Below are 15,361 nucleotides of genomic sequence, written 5' to 3' on the forward strand. Positions count from 1 at the left end.
ATCCCCATCAATAGGGGAGGTATGTGCTGTGAGAGACCCGAATACCCCAGGAAACGTGCGTACGAGATATATCGGTCAATGGATGTTTTACGGCGGACTGTTTGTATTCTTCCTCGGTCTGGCCCTTGCGTTGGCAGAAGCCTATGGAATTGTTGTGCTGGACGTGCTCTATGCCAACTTCGGCACCTATGCCGCTTACCTGCTGATCGTGATCGGTGCATTTGTGGCAGTGCTAGGCTACCTGTTTCAGCGAAATTGACCGGATACGAGTACGATTGGGGAAAGCAATAGCGATACGCACTGGCAAATACGGAAGATGAGTGTCCTACATACTCTATCAGGAAGTACCGGTTAACCGCTGCCAAAAGGATGGCTTCGGTTCAATCTCCAGCTTGCGGATGGATGTAAAGGGGATAAAGACAATGGTCTCCTGCTCGATGTAGACCCCCAGTGGGTCGAAGTCGTGAAGAATCCCTTCTTCCGGCGGCTCGTCCCGAAAGGAAGACAGATGAGAAGCGGGATAGACGATGATGGTATGGTTCAGGAATTGCTCCAATCCTCGTTTTTTCACGTTGGCTCACATCCTTATCGTTAACGTTTCGATGTTTTTCAATAGTTTTGCCGTTTTGGAGTTTTTATAGACATGAAAAAACAGACCTCGTGAGTGGGTCTGTTTTTTTGCGTTGGTGTGGGTGGGAGAGGGGGCGACTTGCAAGCGGTACGCCTTGTTGAACTTTTGCGAGGAAGGAGAGACTGTCCGCTCCGAAAGAAGCGAGGGCTTGTTCGGGGCAAAATGTTTCGATCCCCCGATGAGAGGGGACATCTGGGCAACTCATGTGATGTGAGACTGTTGCCCCTGAGAGGATTCAGCGATGCAAAACGCCCTCCCTTCTTTCTCCGCTAAGCAGAAAGTTCAAAGAGGCTCACCGCTCGCAAGTCGCCCCCTCTCCAGCCAGCAAACGCATAAAAAAGCAGGGAGAAATAAAAAGCAAAAACAAAAAGCAAAAACAAAAAAATCGCCCTCAGTTCTTCAGCTAGGTATAGCCAATTAGACCGAAAGCGATCGTATTATTCAGGAAAAAACAATTACCACACTGTATCCTCTTTCTTTTCATTTTCTCTTTCCTATTCCTTCCCTACTGAAAAAGAGCAGGACTCGCTACCCCAGTAGGCCAGAGCAAGAGAGTGAGGAGCATCTGTTTGTAAGGAGACCGGCCCCCTCGTATGAGGGGGGAAAGGCGACTGGAAAACAGATGCTCCTCACTCTCAACCCCCGAGTCTCTCCAAGAGCAAGCCCTGATCTTTTTACCCCTTACCCCAGCATCATACGATAAGGATGCAGCTCCGCATATACGATCCCAGCTTGTACTGCCGGATCTTTTTCAAAAATCTCAGTTGCTTCTTCCAGAGACTCCGCCCGGAACACCACGATCCCATAAGAGCCGTCCAGACAAGCGCCAGCCTGAATGATTTTGCCTGCTGCGTGCAGATTTTGCGTGTAGGCGGCATGTTGGCCCATCGCTGCCATTTCTTCTGGAGTCAGGGTTTGGAGGAAGTTTTCACGTTTTGGTTTGAACAGATAGAGGAATTCTTGCGTCATGAGTGACACTCCTTTTGAATGTACAAAATCGTCTACGGATAAAATCTCTTTGATTATAGGTGCCCATGCAAACGCATGTCAAATTGTGTAAAACAAAAAAACTCCTGACAGACGGTATTTGTACCGCTTGCCCGGAGTTTTTTCTATAGATGATGATGCTTATCAGACAACGCTAGAGATCGAATCGATCCACACCAACCCAAGAACCTTGGATTTAAGTCGGATTCCCCACTTCCTGCTCTTCTTTCGGTCGCCGTGCTGCCCAGATGAGCAGAATGATTCCGGCTACAATCAGAGTCAGGCTGACTAGCTGTGCCACACGCAAGCCGAGGAAATAGAGGCTGTCTGTACGCATTCCTTCTATAAAGAAGCGACCGATTGAGTAGAGGATCAGATAGCTGAATGCCACTTGCCCGTCGAACTTTTTCCAGCGGTAGAGCATGAATAACAGAAGCCCCAACACGAGGAGGTTCCACAAGGATTCATACAAAAAGGTCGGATGATAATAGGTCCCGTCGATAAACATCTGATCGCGGATGAAAGCCGGGAAGTTCTGCATAAATTCAGCAGAGACCTCACCACCGTGTGCCTCTTGGTTCATGAAGTTACCCCAACGGCCAATCGCCTGCCCCAAGATGACACTCGGCATGATCGCATCGGCCATTTTCAAGACCGGAAGCTTATGCTTGCGTACGTAGAGCACACCAGCTGTCACACCGCCGATCAAGCCGCCATGGATGGCGAGACCGCCTTTCCAGACCGCAATGATATCAGCCGGATTATTGGCGTAATGCTCCCATTCAAAGGCAACGTAATAAAGTCTTGCGCAGACAATCGCAGCGGGAATAATCCACACTACCATATTCAACATATGATCTGGGTCATAGCCCAACCGTTTCACATGATAACGCGCCAAGTATGTACCGAGAAAAAAGGCCGAACCCATAATCAGGCCATACCAATGAACCGAGATCGGCCCAAGGGAAAAAGCAATAGGGTCAATCACATGATCTCCTCCTTGAAAAAAGTCTCTTGGGACAGTATAACATATTTTGCATCTTTCACGACTCCCTCACATACAGTAGGCGTAGATTTTCAACCGATTCCAGACACCGTGAAGGAGTGAGGCAACATGTTGTCCACATGGATTGGAGACGGACTGCTGTATGTGGTGGCACTGCCCTTTGCACTGTTTCAGACCCTAGAGATGATCGAGGCACTCGTGACCGTGGCTAACGACATTGCGGAGTGGAAGAAGTACATGTAGCCCTACTTTTTCTTGAGAAAATCCAAGATCGGATCGAGCGAGACCTGTTTGTCTGCTTCCAGAAGGGGGTGGAACAGGTCTCCTTTTGTTTTGATCCGGGCAGGGACTGTCTCGACGGTAAAATCAGTCGGGTGGATCTGTGGCACCTCGTCCCATGTCAGCGGAGTGGAGACGGTCGCCTGTGGCTTGGCACGGGTGGAGTAGGGAGCGGCCAGCGTTTTGCCCCGCCAGTGCTGTAGGTAGTCGACATACAGCTTCGTCCCGCGGTTCTTCACCAGACGCTCGATGGTGATGGTCTTCGGGTATTTTTGCGTCAAATAGGTGGCGATGAACTGTCCCACCTCGCGCGTCTGCTCGAAGGAGTATTGTCGCTTGATCGGGACGTAGACCTGCATTCCGCTTGCCCCGGAGGTTTTGATATAGCCTGGCAGGCGGAGCTCGTCTAGGACTTCTTTTAATTGCAGAGCCGCTTCGATCACCGGGCCGAATTCAGCGGTGGATGGATCGAGGTCAAAAACCAGCTCAGTCGGCAGGTCGTTGTGCGCCTCGTGAAAGGAGATGTGCCACTCAAGTGCGGCTTGATTGGCCATCCAGATCATCGTCGGCAGGTCATTGAGCAAGACATAGCGGGTGTTCTCCCATTCAGCGGTCTTGATCCAGTCAGGTGCGTAGTCGGGGATATTTTTTTGGTAAAAGGATTTGTCTTGGATGCCGTGCGGGTAGCGGATGACGGTGAGCAGGCGGTTTTTGCTATAAGCGAGAAAATAGGGCGAGACCTCGATCAGGTATTGCAGGTACCGAAGCTTGGTGACGCCAGCTTCGGGCCAGAGCGGTTTGTCCGGATTGGTGATGCTGAGTTCTTTGCCTTCTAGGCGAAGCACGTATTCTTTGGTAGCGGTAGCCATCGTGGCGCCCCCCTTTTGGATGATGGATAAAAGTATGAGCGTGAAAGGATGATCATGAAAGAAAGCCTTCGCTCTGCAGGCATGTGGTTAGTCGTAGTATCCCCAACTTGGTACATATAGATGGACGGATTGGAGATACTTTGGGCATTGATAAGCCAGATGGGGGCGATACTGTGGCGCTGGAGCCTATATTCCCAATGGAGCCGCAATCAACCGATGTCCATATGCCGGGAGACAACTGGATCGCCCAGGTCAAATGGGACGGAGTACGGATTCTCACGTACCATGATGAAGACGGGACAAGGCTGTTTAACCGCAAAAAACGCGAGCGGACCGAGCATTTTATCGAGATCAATGATGCCAAGAGCTTCGTCAAAGCAGACTCGGTCATTCTGGACGGTGAAGTGATTGCATTCGATACCGACCGCGCTGTGCCGATCCCCTCGTTTCACCGTGTGATGAGGCGGGACGGGCTACGCAATATGGATCGGATCAGGCTGGTCGCGGGACAGGTGCCGATCATGTACATGGTATTTGATCTGTTGTATCTGAACGGAGAATCGGTTACCCATCTGCCGCTCCTCAGACGCCAGGAGCTGCTTCGCGAAGTCATTTCACCAGACGGTAATGCGCATGTGAAGCTAGTGGAGAATGTGATGGACGGGGAAGCGCTGTTTCAGATGATGCGGGAGCGGGACATGGAGGGTGTCGTGCTCAAGGATCTGCAAAGCCCCTACCAGCCGGGCACCAAATCAGCGAAGTGGCTCAAGCGCAAATTTTATCGGGACCGCTTCGCTGTCATCGGCGGGGTGACACTGCGGGACGGGATTGTGAATGCCGTCCTGCTGGGGCTCTACGATGAACAGGGGCGCTTCCGTTTTGTGGGTGGTTGTGGGACGGGCAAGCTTAGCCGCGGAGACTGGGTGGAACTTACCAAGGGGATTGCGCCGCTTGTGACAGAAGAGTCACCATTCACGGACTTGAAAAGCGGGGGAATCTGGCTCAAGCCGGCACTGGTGATCAAGGTGCAGTATATGAGCTGGACCAGTGACGGGCATTTGTTTCAGCCGTCGTTGCAGGCGTTTGTCGATGTGCCTCCGCAGGAGTGCAGGCTGGAGGAGAGTCGTAGGTAAAAAGTCGTGCTTCTTTACACAGAGGCATGACTTTTTTATTGTGTGAGCAAACTTATGCATGGTATAAATAGGAAGAATAAAAAATAGATGTGCCTCGATCATCTTAATCTTTCTGAAAAGGAGTACCCTATGAAAAACAAACTGCGCCATGTTTTCTGGTTTTCTTTATGTACGGGAATTGCGGTCATCATCAGTCTGCTGATGAATCAAGACCATGCTGCCAATACCGTTGATGAATACTACCAATCTATCTTACGGCATGATTATGACAGGGCATATGAGCATTTATCCAGAGCGACCAGCCAACAGGTCAGCTTGGAAGAGTATCAGGGATACAGTAAGGTATACGCGGAAGTGTCCGAACTTGTCTCTGTCGAAGTCCATCACTCGACCAAACGTGACAATCCTACCTTGAATGGAAAGACATATGAGGCGGTCTACGATGTAGAAAAAACCCTGACAATGATCTCACATAACAATGGAAACAAAAAAGTGACCGATACAGAGAAGGTCGTTGTCGTCAAAGAAAATGGGGAGTACAGGGTGGATATAGCGGAAGGACTGCGGGCCTATATCGCTTACACCTACATCGAAGCCGGGAAACTGTATCAGACTGGTACAGGTGGACGGCCAAAAGATCCGAGAATCGCGGTAGAACGAATCAGAACGGCCCTGCAATTCCGACAGGGGGCTAACGATTATCTATTCTTGGCAACCCATTTGTTTTTTGCAAAAGGGGATCTCGCAGAAGTAATAGATGCTGCCGACAAAGCACTGGCCGTGGGTGGCAACGATCGGAATGTTCAGTCGAATGCCCACATGATAAAAGGGTTAGTCTATCTATATCAAGGTAAGAAAAAAGAGGCCCAACAAGAATATGAAACGGCTATGGCCGCAAAACCTGATCAGGAGATGACGGATCTCTGGCTTCAACTCAAAGCAGCTATCGATAAATAGAAAGCAATCGAAGGAGTCCGACCTAATGAAACGCCATCTTGTCACGTTTTCCATCTGTATTTTCATCGCATCCATTATCATCTATTTCACACAGGGAGAGGATCCGGGTGATCCATACGATCCCGTTCTAAACTACCTGCTTGCAATGAAAAACGATCATTCGTCTATCGCTTACGATCAATTAACTGAATATAGTAAAACGTTGTTCACTCCAGAACAATTCCGCGAGTACGCATCGGTATACAGGGAAATGGTAACGATTCATCTAGTGACTCGCCATAAAGACAAAAAGCTTACCGACATGAATAAGAACGGTCACCATTACGAGGAATGGTACAATGTTTCAGCCAGAGTGGAGTGGTATAACCACTTCAGTGAACAAGAAGAGACAAATGCCCTAGAATATTTGGTGGTCCTTGAAAATGGCAAATACAAGTTGTTTTTCGATGAGAGTGCATTAGGGGCAATCGCTGACCATTACGGCACAGTGGGTCAGATCTTCAACCGTGGCTTAGGGGGAAGAAGCGTTGACTACAACAAAGCAATTGACCGCTTCCGTACCTCCCTTAGCTATCAAGAGACCGGGTATTCCTATATTCAATTGGCTGATATTGTGGCGTACCAGCAGCAAAAACTTGATGAAGCGATTGAGTTAGCTGCAAAAGGGATTGCAATCGCAGAAGACCCCAATCTAAAAGCGGCAGGTTATGGCATTCAGGGGTACATTTATCTGAACCAAAACAAAAAAACAGAGGCCAGCACTGCCTACCAAAAAGCAATGGCAGAAAAACCGACGGATGAGGAAACCATACGGCCATTGACTGAATTAGGCAGGCGGATTGGTGTAACGGCACCGTAAAGATAACGGCATATTGAATAGAACAAAAAAGCCAGAGAAGCAGGAAGCTTCACTCTGGCTTTTTGGCGTTGGCTCACATCTCCATTCGAAAGCAAGGGCCTATAGCAAAATGGAGAGGCAAACAGTATAACCCAAAGATTACGTAGTGGTTGTTGTCTTTTTCCGGCGCAGTTTTTTGGTGACGGTAGTACCGTCGTCTTTGGCCTCCGCGAGTACCTGACCTACAGGTGCCGAATCAGTTTCCGATACAGAGGCGGGTACGGACGCTGTGGTCTCGACCGTCTCTGTCTGATCTTGTTTGGCACGCGGAGACGGATAGCGCTCCACCACTTCACGGGCGGGTTTGGGCTTCAGCTTGCCGTTCTCATCGATGATGGCGGTCGTTTTTCCTGTATCAGGAGAAGTAATGGCGACGGCGGGTTCTGCTTTTTTAGTGGTTTTACGTCGGCTTGTGGTTTTCTTGGGCTTGGTCTCAGCAGGAGGCTCCCCGCCAATGATTCCAAGAGCACCAGATCCGTCTGCATGGTCAGCGGTTGCATGACCAGCAGATTCAGCAGCCCTGGCCAAAGCGGTTGCCAAAGGCACATCTTCAGCATCCGCGCGATCCGCGATAGCAGCAACAGAAGATTCAGCCCCGACACCCTCGCCAGTGCCCGCCGCCACAGTATCAGCCTCTGCGACAACGCCAGCCACTGGGGTATCTGTTCCCGCATGAACACCAACCGCCGGAGTCTCATCACCGCCCGCCGCCGCAATACTCGCCTGCAGCGCAGCCATCAGATCGATCACATTCGTCTTCGCAGCCGCCGGAGCCGCAGTCACCTCTTGACCCTCCAGCTTCTGCTGTATCATCCGGTGCAGATCTTCCCGGTAGGTATCCGTATATTTAGACGGCTCAAACGGAGCTGACATGCTCTCGACCAGCTGCTCCGCCATTCTCAGTTCATTGTCAGCCACTTTGAAATCCCCGGCTGGCAAGGCAGGCACTTTATCCACGGCCCGCACTTCATCCGGATAATAAATCGTCTCCAGCACTAGACAGTTTTGGAAAATCCGCAGTACAGCCAGACTCTCGCGGTTGCGCAGAGTGATGCGGGCAATCGCAATTTTTCCGGTATGCTCCATTGCTGCGCGGAGCAGAGAATAGGCCTTGTCACCTGTCTCCTGCGGGGAGAGGAAATAGCTCTTATCAAAAAAAATCGGGTCAATCTCCGACAGATCGACGAAATCAAGTATTTCTACCGCTTTTCGCGTCTCCGGGGTGATTTTTTCGATATCTTCATCCTTGATGATCACGAAATTACCTTTTTCATACTCGTAGCCCCGGATCAGCTCGCTCTGCTGTACCTCACGATCACAGGTGGGGCAGATTTTGGCGTAGCGGATCGGGGTGTGGCACGCATCGTGAAGCTGACGGAAACGGATGTCACGCTCTTCTGTCGCGGTAAACATACGGACAGGGATATTAACCAAGCCGAAGCTGATGGAGCCTTTCCAGACCGTGTGCATGACAAACACCTCCTTGCTTTAGTATCCACAAGGAGGTGTCGGTGACGCGTTGTAATGTTTGGTTACAGTGCCGACACCATGCTTATCGGCCGTGTTTGGTCACATCTTTTTGATCCGCATCAGATTGCATCTCGCGGGCGCGTTCTACGCCTTCGCCGGTGCGGTCTGCGATAGACTGTGCCTCCGAGGCGGCGATTTTGCGTTCAGACGGGCGTTTGTTTGCCATGATGGAGACCTCCTTTTGATTGGGATTGGACAAAAGATCGGTCTTAGTGTGTCACGCCACCACAAAACCATGCCAAAAAAAATACCTCACCCCTGCCATTACAGCAGTGTGAGGTAGCGGTTCATGGTTGACTCCTGCGCACAGGAACGCGCTTCATGGCTGCTCCTATCAGACAGACATGTGCTGACCGAACCACATTTCAATTATGGGAGAGGAGAAACCGGAGGAAGAGCTTATGGGGAAACGTAAGTCTTCTCCGCGGTTGTCAGCGACACCGTTGTTGCGTCGCTAGTTGTATTATTTACCAATCAACGGTTCGCTTATACATCATGGCCCAATCTTTTTTGCGAACGGGAATTTTACGCACGTTCACGGGTGTGATAGACTGATTCTATTGCCAAAAATTTTCTGCAGGTGAGGACATGAGAGTAATTTCAGGAGAACATCGGGGGCGGCATTTGCAGGCAGTGCCGGGCAAAGGGACACGCCCCACTACAGATAAGGTAAAAGAATCGATCTTCAACATGATCGGCCCGTATTTTGACGGAGGAGTGGCGCTTGATCTCTACGCCGGGACAGGCGGGCTGGGCATCGAGGCGCTGAGCCGCGGGATGGACAAGGCGGTCTTTGTCGACGCTGACCACAAGGCCCATGGCGTGGTCAAGCAGAACATCGAGACGCTCAAGCTCACGTCACGCGCCGAGCTGTTCAAGATCGACGCCGGACGTGCGCTCAAGGCTCTGGCCAAGCGCAGCCTCCAGTTTGACGTGGTCTTCCTCGACCCACCGTATGCGTACCAAAAGATCGCCGAGGAGATCCGTTTTTTGCAGGAAGCTGACATGCTTGCACCTGACGCATGGATCGTCGCTGAGACAGATGCGGGAGTCGACTTGCCGGAGGAGATCGGGAAGTGTGTCGTGACCCGTGTCGCTACATATGGGGATACCAAAATCACGCTGTATCTGCACGATACAGACGCAGACTCGCCGGACGCAGATCAATCCAGCGCAGATGAAGAACACGACCCAACAGATGAGAGAGGGGAGTAACACACATGGCCATCGCCGTATGCCCAGGCAGCTTTGATCCGGTGACGAACGGTCACTTGGATATCATCAGCCGTTCTGCCCGTGTTTTTGACAAAGTAATCGTAGCCGTCTTGGTCAATTCCAAGAAAAATCCGCTGTTCAGCACAGACGAGCGGGTGGAGATGCTGCGCCAGGTAACCGCCCATCTGCCCAATGTCGAGGTGGATTCCTTCGAAGGGCTGTTGATCGATTACATGAAAAAAAAGCAAGCCCAGGTATTAGTCAAGGGCTTGCGTGCGGTATCTGACTTTGAATATGAGATGCAGATGGCGTCTGTCAACCGGATGCTCGATGATGAGATTGAGACCTTTTTTGTGATGACCAATAATCAGTACTCGTTCCTCAGCTCCAGCATCGTCAAAGAACTGGCCCGCTATGATGCCAAGGTGACCGATCTTGTGCCGCCACTGGTGGAAAAAGCGTTACAGGAGCGCATCGGGAATCAGGCGTAACGTTTGAGCTTACTTAGCGCACCATTTTCCGCGCCCACACCGTCAAGAGGAACAGCACCATACATAACCCCAAAGCCAGAAGGCTCATCTGCGCCAGAGTGTCCCACCAACCCGTCCATGTCGGATGAACATGACCTATGTTAAAGACAGGTACACTGTTCAGCCAGCCTTGGGACACCTCTGTCAGCGGCTTCCACAGGATCAGGGTCAGGATCGCGGCGGCAAACGCATGTACCCCACGGGCGACCAGATACGGAGTGACACGGATATCTGTTTTGCTCAAGATACTGGCCACCTGTGCGTGCACGCTCAATCCGCCCCACGAGACTAGTGCGGCTGCCATCGCTGCTTTCCAGATCATCGGGATTTCACCGCCAACCGCAGAGGCTTCCTTTGCACCCAATGTCACTTCAAAAAGCCCGGCAATCGTCGCTTTGGCAAACTCCGGAGGAAATCCAAGAGGCCCGAGCACGATACCCAGCAACGTGCTGAAGAACGGTGTTAAGTTCGTGACAGAGAGTAAGTTGATGATCACCGAGAATACGATGATAAACCCACCCACGACCAGAAGCATCTGCAGGGCGGACTGTACAGCATCCCCCATCAGTTGACCAAATGGGCGGTTGTCCCGAAGCCGTGCCCGGTGCATCGCTTGAAGTGCCCGATACATCAGCGGATGACGGCTTGCCTCCGTCGATTGGCTGGTCGCAGCACCTGGATCATGGAACCGATAGCACACACCGATCAGCAAGGCAGACAGATAATGCGTGACCGCCAAGACGAACCCCACCTGTTCACTGTGGAAGAACCCGACGGCAACCGCACCAATGACGAACAGCGGGTCCCCTGTCGTGGCGAAGGAGACCAGACGCTCACCCTCTGCACGGGTGATATTGCCTTGCTCCCGAAGTCGGGTCGTCAGCTTGGCGGCCACCGGATAGCCGGAAGAAAAACCCATCGTCAAGACGAACCCGCCCGTCCCCGGCACATTGAAAAAGGGGCGCATCAGCGGTTCTAAGAGTACCCCGACAAAATGCACCACACCAACGCCCATCAGCACCTCAGACACCACAATAAAAGGCAACAGCGCTGGAAACACCACTTCCCACCAAATCTCTAAACCACGTACCGCCGCCTTGAAGGACGGATCCGGGTTGGAAATTAAGGCTATCACCAGCAAGATGGAAAAAACCGCAAGCGTCAACGTAAGAAATGGCGAACGGCGCGACATAAGTACCTCCTAACTAAGGTCCAGACACTTGTCTTGGCAAGTAAGTACGAGTTAGTACATGTCTACGCTTGGCCGCCAAAACTATGCGTCAAAACGTTACAGCCCGCCATCATTTTCCACCTCCATTGATCACTCACGGTGACCCGTCAAAAAGACGCCGGAGCAGGCTGGTACGCATGAAACCAAGTGGGAGATACATATGCTTGTGTGAGGGGGAGGACGACACATGACAAAGAGAAAACCCAAAATCGGCCTCGCGCTCGGCTCTGGCGGCGCACGGGGCTTTGCCCATATCGGTGTGCTCAAGGTATTGGATGCACACGGAATTCAGGTAGATATGATCGCAGGCAGCAGCATGGGCAGCTTTATCGGCTGCTTTTACGCCAATAAAATACCACCTGACATGATGGAAAAGCTCGCACTCAATCTCAAGCGCAAGCATTGGCTTGATTTTGGCGTACCCAATCTCGGTTTTGTCACCGGGGCCAAAGCCAAAGAGCTGATCCGTCTGTTGACACATGGCAAAAATATTGAAGATTTAGCCATTCCACTGGCTGTCGTCGCCACCGACATCGAAACAGGCGAACGCGTCGTCTTCAGAGAGGGACCGGTTGACGTCGCAGTGCGGGCAAGCATCTCCATCCCAGGTATTTTTGTACCAGAGCGGGTGGGGGATCGCCTTTTGGTAGACGGTGGCGTCATCGACCGCGTGCCGATCACCGTGGTCAAGGACATGGGCGCAGATATCGTGATCGCTGTTGACGTGGCCCAATTTGACACCCGCATGGAGGTCAAATCGATCTTCGACGTGATTGCGCAGGCCATCGACGTCATGGAAAGGGAAATATTACGCTACCGGATGCTGTCTGCCGATCTGGTAATCCGCCCGAATGTGGGACACTATAGCAGTATCTCGTATTCAGGCGTCGCCGAAATCATTGAAGAGGGCGAACGGTGCGCTCTCGAGCATATCGACCGTATCAAGGAATTGATCGAGAATTGGGAGGACGAGGGATGGAGAGAGCAGACCAACGAAAACAAGTAACCAACCGTTCTCTCTTGTGGATGGCGGCCATGCTGCTGTTGCTCATCGCCTTGCTGTACATCCCGCTGCCGTATTATGTCATTCGCCCCGGATCAGCCATTGAGCTTCAGCCGCTAATCCAGGTCGAAGGCGGGACCAAGGAGGAAAAGGGTGCTCTCATGCTCACCACCGTCCGCATGGGGGAAGCCAATCCGGCTTGGTATGTGTACGCCAAGCTCTCTCCTGATGTAGACATCGTCGAGGAAGAGGCCGTCATCTCTCACGGAGAGACCAATGAAGACTTCGAACGGCGAGAAGCCACCGTGATGACCAACTCTCAGCAGGTAGCCGAAGCGATTGCCTTTGAGAGAGCGGGCTACAAGGTCAAGATGGAGAAACAGGGGGTTCTCGTCATGGGTACGATCGAAGACATGCCCGCACGCGGTGTGCTCCAAATCGGCGACGTGATCACTGCTGTCAACGGCAAGCGTACCCGAACCACCACAGACCTGTTCGACCAGCTCAAAGGCAAAAAGGAAGGGGAAGCCGTCGCCTTGACCTATCTGCGCGAGTCCAAAGAACAAAAAGCGGTACTGCCGCTCAAGCCGCTGGTAGACACCGAAGGAAAACCAACCGGGCGAGTCGGCTTTGGCATCCGTCCTGACAACAAGCTTCTGATCGAAGTCCCCAAAAAAGTCACGATCGGAACCAAAAACATCGGTGGCCCATCCGCAGGCTTGATGTTTACCCTCGAAATCTACGAGCAACTGAAAAAGAACATCGACATGACCCGCGGCTACCGGATCGCCGGGACAGGTACGATCAATCCCGACGGCTCCGTAGGCCGCATCGGCGGGATCCAGCATAAAATTATCGCCGCCGATATCGCAGGAGCAGAAATCTTTTTTGCCCCAACCGATTCCGACGGCGAAGTATCCAACTATGATGAAGCAGTAGCGACAGCCAAGCGGATTCACACCGCGATGCGCGTCGTCCCCGTCAAGACGGTCGACGATGCGATCAGTTATCTGAAGCAGCTGAAACCGAAGCAGACGTAAGCGGACGGCTGCGGTACTCCTCGGTAAACGGCCGATCACCCGTCTGTGGCTGGGCCAGCCGGTAGACCGCATTCGCCCGAATATCCACATCCAGCATCGGGTGCAGCCCGTCCCGGACGTTGGTGTAGAGTGGGATCGTGCTTTTGGTTTTCGCCAGATGCAACAGCTCACGCCCACGGTCACTGAAGCCCAGCACCCGCGCATACGGTGCACCGCTTTTTAAGTCAAACGCCTGCATCTTGCTCTTGGTCAGATCGAGCAGCACGGACAACAGCATCCGTTGCAGACGATTCCAGGTAAACCGCTTTGTTTTGGCCATAGCGATGATCTCCTGCACGCTTGATGCCGATTTGACCGCCTGCATAATCCGGTGCTCAATGCCTTCCTCCACCTCATGATACCCCGCCAATTCAGCAGGACTCATCGTCAGCAGGCGATGAAACAGAGGCTGACGGAAGGCATCCCACGACATCGGGCCGTACCCGGCGGCGAATTCCTGCTTAAGCACGTCCAGCGTTGTCTTTGGCACATACGAAGCCAACTCCCCAAGCGGTGCACGGTCTTCAAACAAAAGCTTACGCAGCGCTGTCGCACTGGCGATCCTTGCATCGGTGATCGTCTCTTGATGGTACTCCGCCTTTTGCCGCTTGATCGTCGCCGCTTCCATCCGGCTGCCGAGACGCTCCAGGGCGATCAGGTAGTTGAGCCCAAGAATGTTATTCGGCTGATCAATCGGCACTGTTCCATACCCCGCAGCCTGCATATAATGCCCGGCCGCGCGCGCATACGCACTCGGATAGGGCAGACCCTCGGACAAGCCCTCCCGAAGCGCCTCGGCAAAAGCAGGCGGCTCATCAGCAAGCACACGTGCCAGCGGTCTCATCCACTCGATGTCACCGCTCTCAGATCCGAAGCAGACCGCATCCACGACACCCAGACGATCCATGATCGAGACCGCCCCAAGAGCGAACAGCTCAGCGGTCGCTGTCGCATAGGGGACAGGCAGTTCGATCACCAGATCCACACCCAGCCGCAGCGCCATCTCGGCCCGTGCCCATTTGGAGACGAGCGCAGGCTCCCCCCGCTGCAAAAAGTTGCCGCTCATCACGATGACACAAGCATCAGCACCCGTCGCTTCTTTGGCCGCCTCATAATGATAGCGGTGTCCATTATGCAGCGGATTGTACTCTACCACGAGACCAACTGTTTTCATATTGACTAGGTCATTCCTCTCGCGCTATGATTTATTTTCTAGCATATGGCAAGGGACGGGGAGAAAACAAGGTGTCAAGGAAAAAAGGTTGACAAAGATATTTGGTAAAGCTATAATCATCCTTGTTGTGCTTGAGGTGAAAACATATGATCATTAAAATGACAGATTTAAAAAACCGCAAAGGTGAGCCACTTCCGTTCCGTACCGAACTGGATCACATCGACTTGAAAAAGCGCCATCAGGAAATCAGGGATTTAACACCTGTACAAACAGAAGGCGAAGCGGTAGAATTGGGTGGGCTTATCTATATGAAAGGCGAGATGAACGCAGATGCCAAGTTCGTCTGTGCGCGTTGCCTGAAGCCTTTTGAAGCACATCTGCACGTTCCATTTTCAGAGACATTTGCACCAGCCACTGCGGATCTACCTGAAGAAGACGAAGAAATCCACGTTTTCCAAGGTGAAGAGATTAAGCTTGATGAGGTCTTAGAAGAAGACTTCCTCCTGTCCGTATCTCCGTTCCCGCTCTGCGAAGAGGATTGCAAAGGCTTATGTCCGACCTGCGGTGTCAACCGCAATGACGATCCATGCTCCTGCACCAATGTTCGCATCGACCCGCGTCTGGAAGGACTCGCTGACTTGCTCAAGAAAATGGAAGAGTAACATTCTTTCGGTTTTCAAAGTGAAGCCATATCATATGGTCTGGTTTCATTTTTGAACAGGTGGGTCTCGTACAATCAACATGTTTGTGTTTGATTTTGTCACACCCCCCATCCTTATATATCTTATCGGTTTCCGTCATTGCCAAGTGCTGACAGGTCTCTACATAAAGCAGACCTC

Annotated in this window: 18 protein-coding genes and 1 pseudogene; 11 read left to right on the top strand and 8 right to left on the bottom strand. The window is 52.0% G+C overall.

The features are described from left to right. Positions 1-28: 28 nt before the first annotated feature. Positions 29-259: a hypothetical protein gene (locus FGI41_RS24220; protein WP_139492858.1), complete on the top strand. Its 231-nt coding sequence runs from the start codon at positions 29-31 to the stop codon at positions 257-259. Between the two features lie 78 nt (positions 260-337). Here FGI41_RS24220 and FGI41_RS24225 read toward each other — a convergent pair whose 3' ends face one another. Next, the gene (locus FGI41_RS24225; RefSeq protein ID WP_139492859.1) at positions 338-571 is read right to left on the bottom strand and encodes a hypothetical protein; all 234 of its coding nucleotides are present in this window, start codon (positions 569-571) and stop codon (positions 338-340) included. Between the two features lie 301 nt (positions 572-872). On the opposite strand from FGI41_RS24225, the gene FGI41_RS24230 reads away from it, so the two are divergent. Beyond that, positions 873-1,052 carry a hypothetical protein gene (locus FGI41_RS24230; protein ID WP_139492860.1) on the top strand — a complete coding sequence of 60 codons (180 nt, stop codon included), beginning with the start codon at positions 873-875 and terminating at the stop codon, positions 1,050-1,052. Between the two features lie 260 nt (positions 1,053-1,312). On the opposite strand, the gene FGI41_RS24235 is transcribed toward FGI41_RS24230, so the two are convergent. Both FGI41_RS24235 and lgt read right to left on the bottom strand, forming a co-directional pair. Beyond that, a complete protein-coding gene (locus tag FGI41_RS24235; protein WP_139492861.1) occupies positions 1,313-1,600 on the bottom strand; it encodes a YciI family protein in 288 nt (95 codons plus the stop codon). A 214-nt stretch (positions 1,601-1,814) separates the two neighbouring features. Beyond that, entirely contained in the window at positions 1,815-2,606 is a 792-nt protein-coding gene (gene lgt / locus FGI41_RS24240; RefSeq protein WP_139492862.1) for a prolipoprotein diacylglyceryl transferase, read from the bottom strand. A 126-nt stretch (positions 2,607-2,732) separates the two neighbouring features. On the opposite strand from lgt, the gene FGI41_RS25595 reads away from it, so the two are divergent. After that, positions 2,733-2,867 carry a hypothetical protein gene (locus tag FGI41_RS25595; protein ID WP_255298621.1) on the top strand — a complete coding sequence of 45 codons (135 nt, stop codon included), beginning with the start codon at positions 2,733-2,735 and terminating at the stop codon, positions 2,865-2,867. A 2-nt stretch (positions 2,868-2,869) separates the two neighbouring features. On the opposite strand, the gene ligD is transcribed toward FGI41_RS25595, so the two are convergent. Then, positions 2,870-3,772, bottom strand: a complete 903-nt coding sequence (gene ligD, locus FGI41_RS24245; protein WP_139492863.1) for a non-homologous end-joining DNA ligase — start codon at positions 3,770-3,772, stop codon at positions 2,870-2,872. Positions 3,773-3,969: 197 nt separating this feature from the next. On the opposite strand from ligD, the gene FGI41_RS24250 reads away from it, so the two are divergent. The 3 genes from FGI41_RS24250 (at position 3,970) to FGI41_RS24260 (ending at position 6,721) form a co-directional block, all read left to right on the top strand. Further along, entirely contained in the window at positions 3,970-4,905 is a 936-nt protein-coding gene (locus FGI41_RS24250; RefSeq protein WP_139492864.1) for an ATP-dependent DNA ligase, read from the top strand. 129 nt (positions 4,906-5,034) lie between these two features. Then, on the top strand, positions 5,035-5,862 hold the full coding sequence (locus tag FGI41_RS24255; protein ID WP_139492865.1) for a tetratricopeptide repeat protein: 828 nt from the start codon (positions 5,035-5,037) through the stop codon (positions 5,860-5,862). 25 nt (positions 5,863-5,887) lie between these two features. Then, positions 5,888-6,721, top strand: a complete 834-nt coding sequence (locus FGI41_RS24260) for a tetratricopeptide repeat protein (protein WP_139492866.1) — start codon at positions 5,888-5,890, stop codon at positions 6,719-6,721. 744 nt (positions 6,722-7,465) lie between these two features. Here the strand turns inward: FGI41_RS24260 and ku are convergent. Both ku and FGI41_RS25205 read right to left on the bottom strand, forming a co-directional pair. Continuing rightward, a pseudogene (gene ku / locus FGI41_RS25600) lies at positions 7,466-8,230 on the bottom strand (non-homologous end joining protein Ku); the annotation flags it as partial. An 82-nt stretch (positions 8,231-8,312) separates the two neighbouring features. Then, a complete protein-coding gene (locus FGI41_RS25205) occupies positions 8,313-8,456 on the bottom strand; it encodes a hypothetical protein (RefSeq protein WP_176560422.1) in 144 nt (47 codons plus the stop codon). Between the two features lie 422 nt (positions 8,457-8,878). On the opposite strand from FGI41_RS25205, the gene rsmD reads away from it, so the two are divergent. Then, on the top strand, positions 8,879-9,505 hold the full coding sequence (gene rsmD, locus FGI41_RS24270; protein ID WP_139492868.1) for a 16S rRNA (guanine(966)-N(2))-methyltransferase RsmD: 627 nt from the start codon (positions 8,879-8,881) through the stop codon (positions 9,503-9,505). Between the two features lie 5 nt (positions 9,506-9,510). Then, positions 9,511-9,996: a pantetheine-phosphate adenylyltransferase gene (gene coaD, locus FGI41_RS24275; protein ID WP_139492869.1), complete on the top strand. Its 486-nt coding sequence runs from the start codon at positions 9,511-9,513 to the stop codon at positions 9,994-9,996. A 13-nt stretch (positions 9,997-10,009) separates the two neighbouring features. Here coaD and ylbJ read toward each other — a convergent pair whose 3' ends face one another. Then, complete coding sequence (ylbJ, locus tag FGI41_RS24280; protein WP_139492870.1) at positions 10,010-11,227, bottom strand: sporulation integral membrane protein YlbJ; 1,218 nt, start codon at positions 11,225-11,227, stop codon at positions 10,010-10,012. 226 nt (positions 11,228-11,453) lie between these two features. Between ylbJ and FGI41_RS24285 the strand changes: the two genes are divergently transcribed. Both FGI41_RS24285 and FGI41_RS24290 read left to right on the top strand, forming a co-directional pair. Further along, positions 11,454-12,272 carry a patatin-like phospholipase family protein gene (locus FGI41_RS24285; RefSeq protein WP_139492871.1) on the top strand — a complete coding sequence of 273 codons (819 nt, stop codon included), beginning with the start codon at positions 11,454-11,456 and terminating at the stop codon, positions 12,270-12,272. Continuing rightward, complete coding sequence (locus FGI41_RS24290) at positions 12,242-13,309, top strand: SepM family pheromone-processing serine protease (protein WP_139492872.1); 1,068 nt, start codon at positions 12,242-12,244, stop codon at positions 13,307-13,309. The genes FGI41_RS24285 and FGI41_RS24290 overlap by 31 nt, the downstream gene beginning before the upstream one ends. On the opposite strand, the gene FGI41_RS24295 is transcribed toward FGI41_RS24290, so the two are convergent. Then, on the bottom strand, positions 13,272-14,522 hold the full coding sequence (locus FGI41_RS24295) for a nucleotidyltransferase (RefSeq protein WP_139492873.1): 1,251 nt from the start codon (positions 14,520-14,522) through the stop codon (positions 13,272-13,274). The genes FGI41_RS24290 and FGI41_RS24295 overlap by 38 nt on opposite strands. Positions 14,523-14,668: 146 nt before the next feature. On the opposite strand from FGI41_RS24295, the gene FGI41_RS24300 reads away from it, so the two are divergent. Further along, complete coding sequence (locus tag FGI41_RS24300; protein ID WP_139492874.1) at positions 14,669-15,184, top strand: YceD family protein; 516 nt, start codon at positions 14,669-14,671, stop codon at positions 15,182-15,184. The last annotated feature ends 177 nt before the right edge of the window (positions 15,185-15,361 follow it).

This window comes from Brevibacillus dissolubilis (genome assembly GCF_006170445.1).
GTDB classification, from domain to species: Bacteria; Bacillota; Bacilli; order Brevibacillales; family Brevibacillaceae; genus Brevibacillus_B; species Brevibacillus_B dissolubilis.

Coding starts and splice junctions, on each gene's coding strand:
- FGI41_RS24230 (WP_139492860.1), top strand. CDS start 873: ATGCAAAACGCCCTCCCTTCTTTCTCCGCTAAGCAGAAAGTTCAAAGA.
- FGI41_RS24235 (WP_139492861.1), bottom strand. CDS start 1,600: ATGACGCAAGAATTCCTCTATCTGTTCAAACCAAAACGTGAAAACTTC.
- FGI41_RS25595 (WP_255298621.1), top strand. CDS start 2,733: ATGTTGTCCACATGGATTGGAGACGGACTGCTGTATGTGGTGGCACTG.
- ligD (WP_139492863.1), bottom strand. CDS start 3,772: ATGGCTACCGCTACCAAAGAATACGTGCTTCGCCTAGAAGGCAAAGAA.
- FGI41_RS24250 (WP_139492864.1), top strand. CDS start 3,970: ATGGAGCCGCAATCAACCGATGTCCATATGCCGGGAGACAACTGGATC.
- FGI41_RS24255 (WP_139492865.1), top strand. CDS start 5,035: ATGAAAAACAAACTGCGCCATGTTTTCTGGTTTTCTTTATGTACGGGA.
- FGI41_RS24260 (WP_139492866.1), top strand. CDS start 5,888: ATGAAACGCCATCTTGTCACGTTTTCCATCTGTATTTTCATCGCATCC.
- FGI41_RS25205 (WP_176560422.1), bottom strand. CDS start 8,456: ATGGCAAACAAACGCCCGTCTGAACGCAAAATCGCCGCCTCGGAGGCA.
- rsmD (WP_139492868.1), top strand. CDS start 8,879: ATGAGAGTAATTTCAGGAGAACATCGGGGGCGGCATTTGCAGGCAGTG.
- coaD (WP_139492869.1), top strand. CDS start 9,511: ATGGCCATCGCCGTATGCCCAGGCAGCTTTGATCCGGTGACGAACGGT.
- ylbJ (WP_139492870.1), bottom strand. CDS start 11,227: ATGTCGCGCCGTTCGCCATTTCTTACGTTGACGCTTGCGGTTTTTTCC.
- FGI41_RS24285 (WP_139492871.1), top strand. CDS start 11,454: ATGACAAAGAGAAAACCCAAAATCGGCCTCGCGCTCGGCTCTGGCGGC.
- FGI41_RS24290 (WP_139492872.1), top strand. CDS start 12,242: ATGGAGAGAGCAGACCAACGAAAACAAGTAACCAACCGTTCTCTCTTG.
- FGI41_RS24295 (WP_139492873.1), bottom strand. CDS start 14,522: ATGAAAACAGTTGGTCTCGTGGTAGAGTACAATCCGCTGCATAATGGA.
- FGI41_RS24300 (WP_139492874.1), top strand. CDS start 14,669: ATGATCATTAAAATGACAGATTTAAAAAACCGCAAAGGTGAGCCACTT.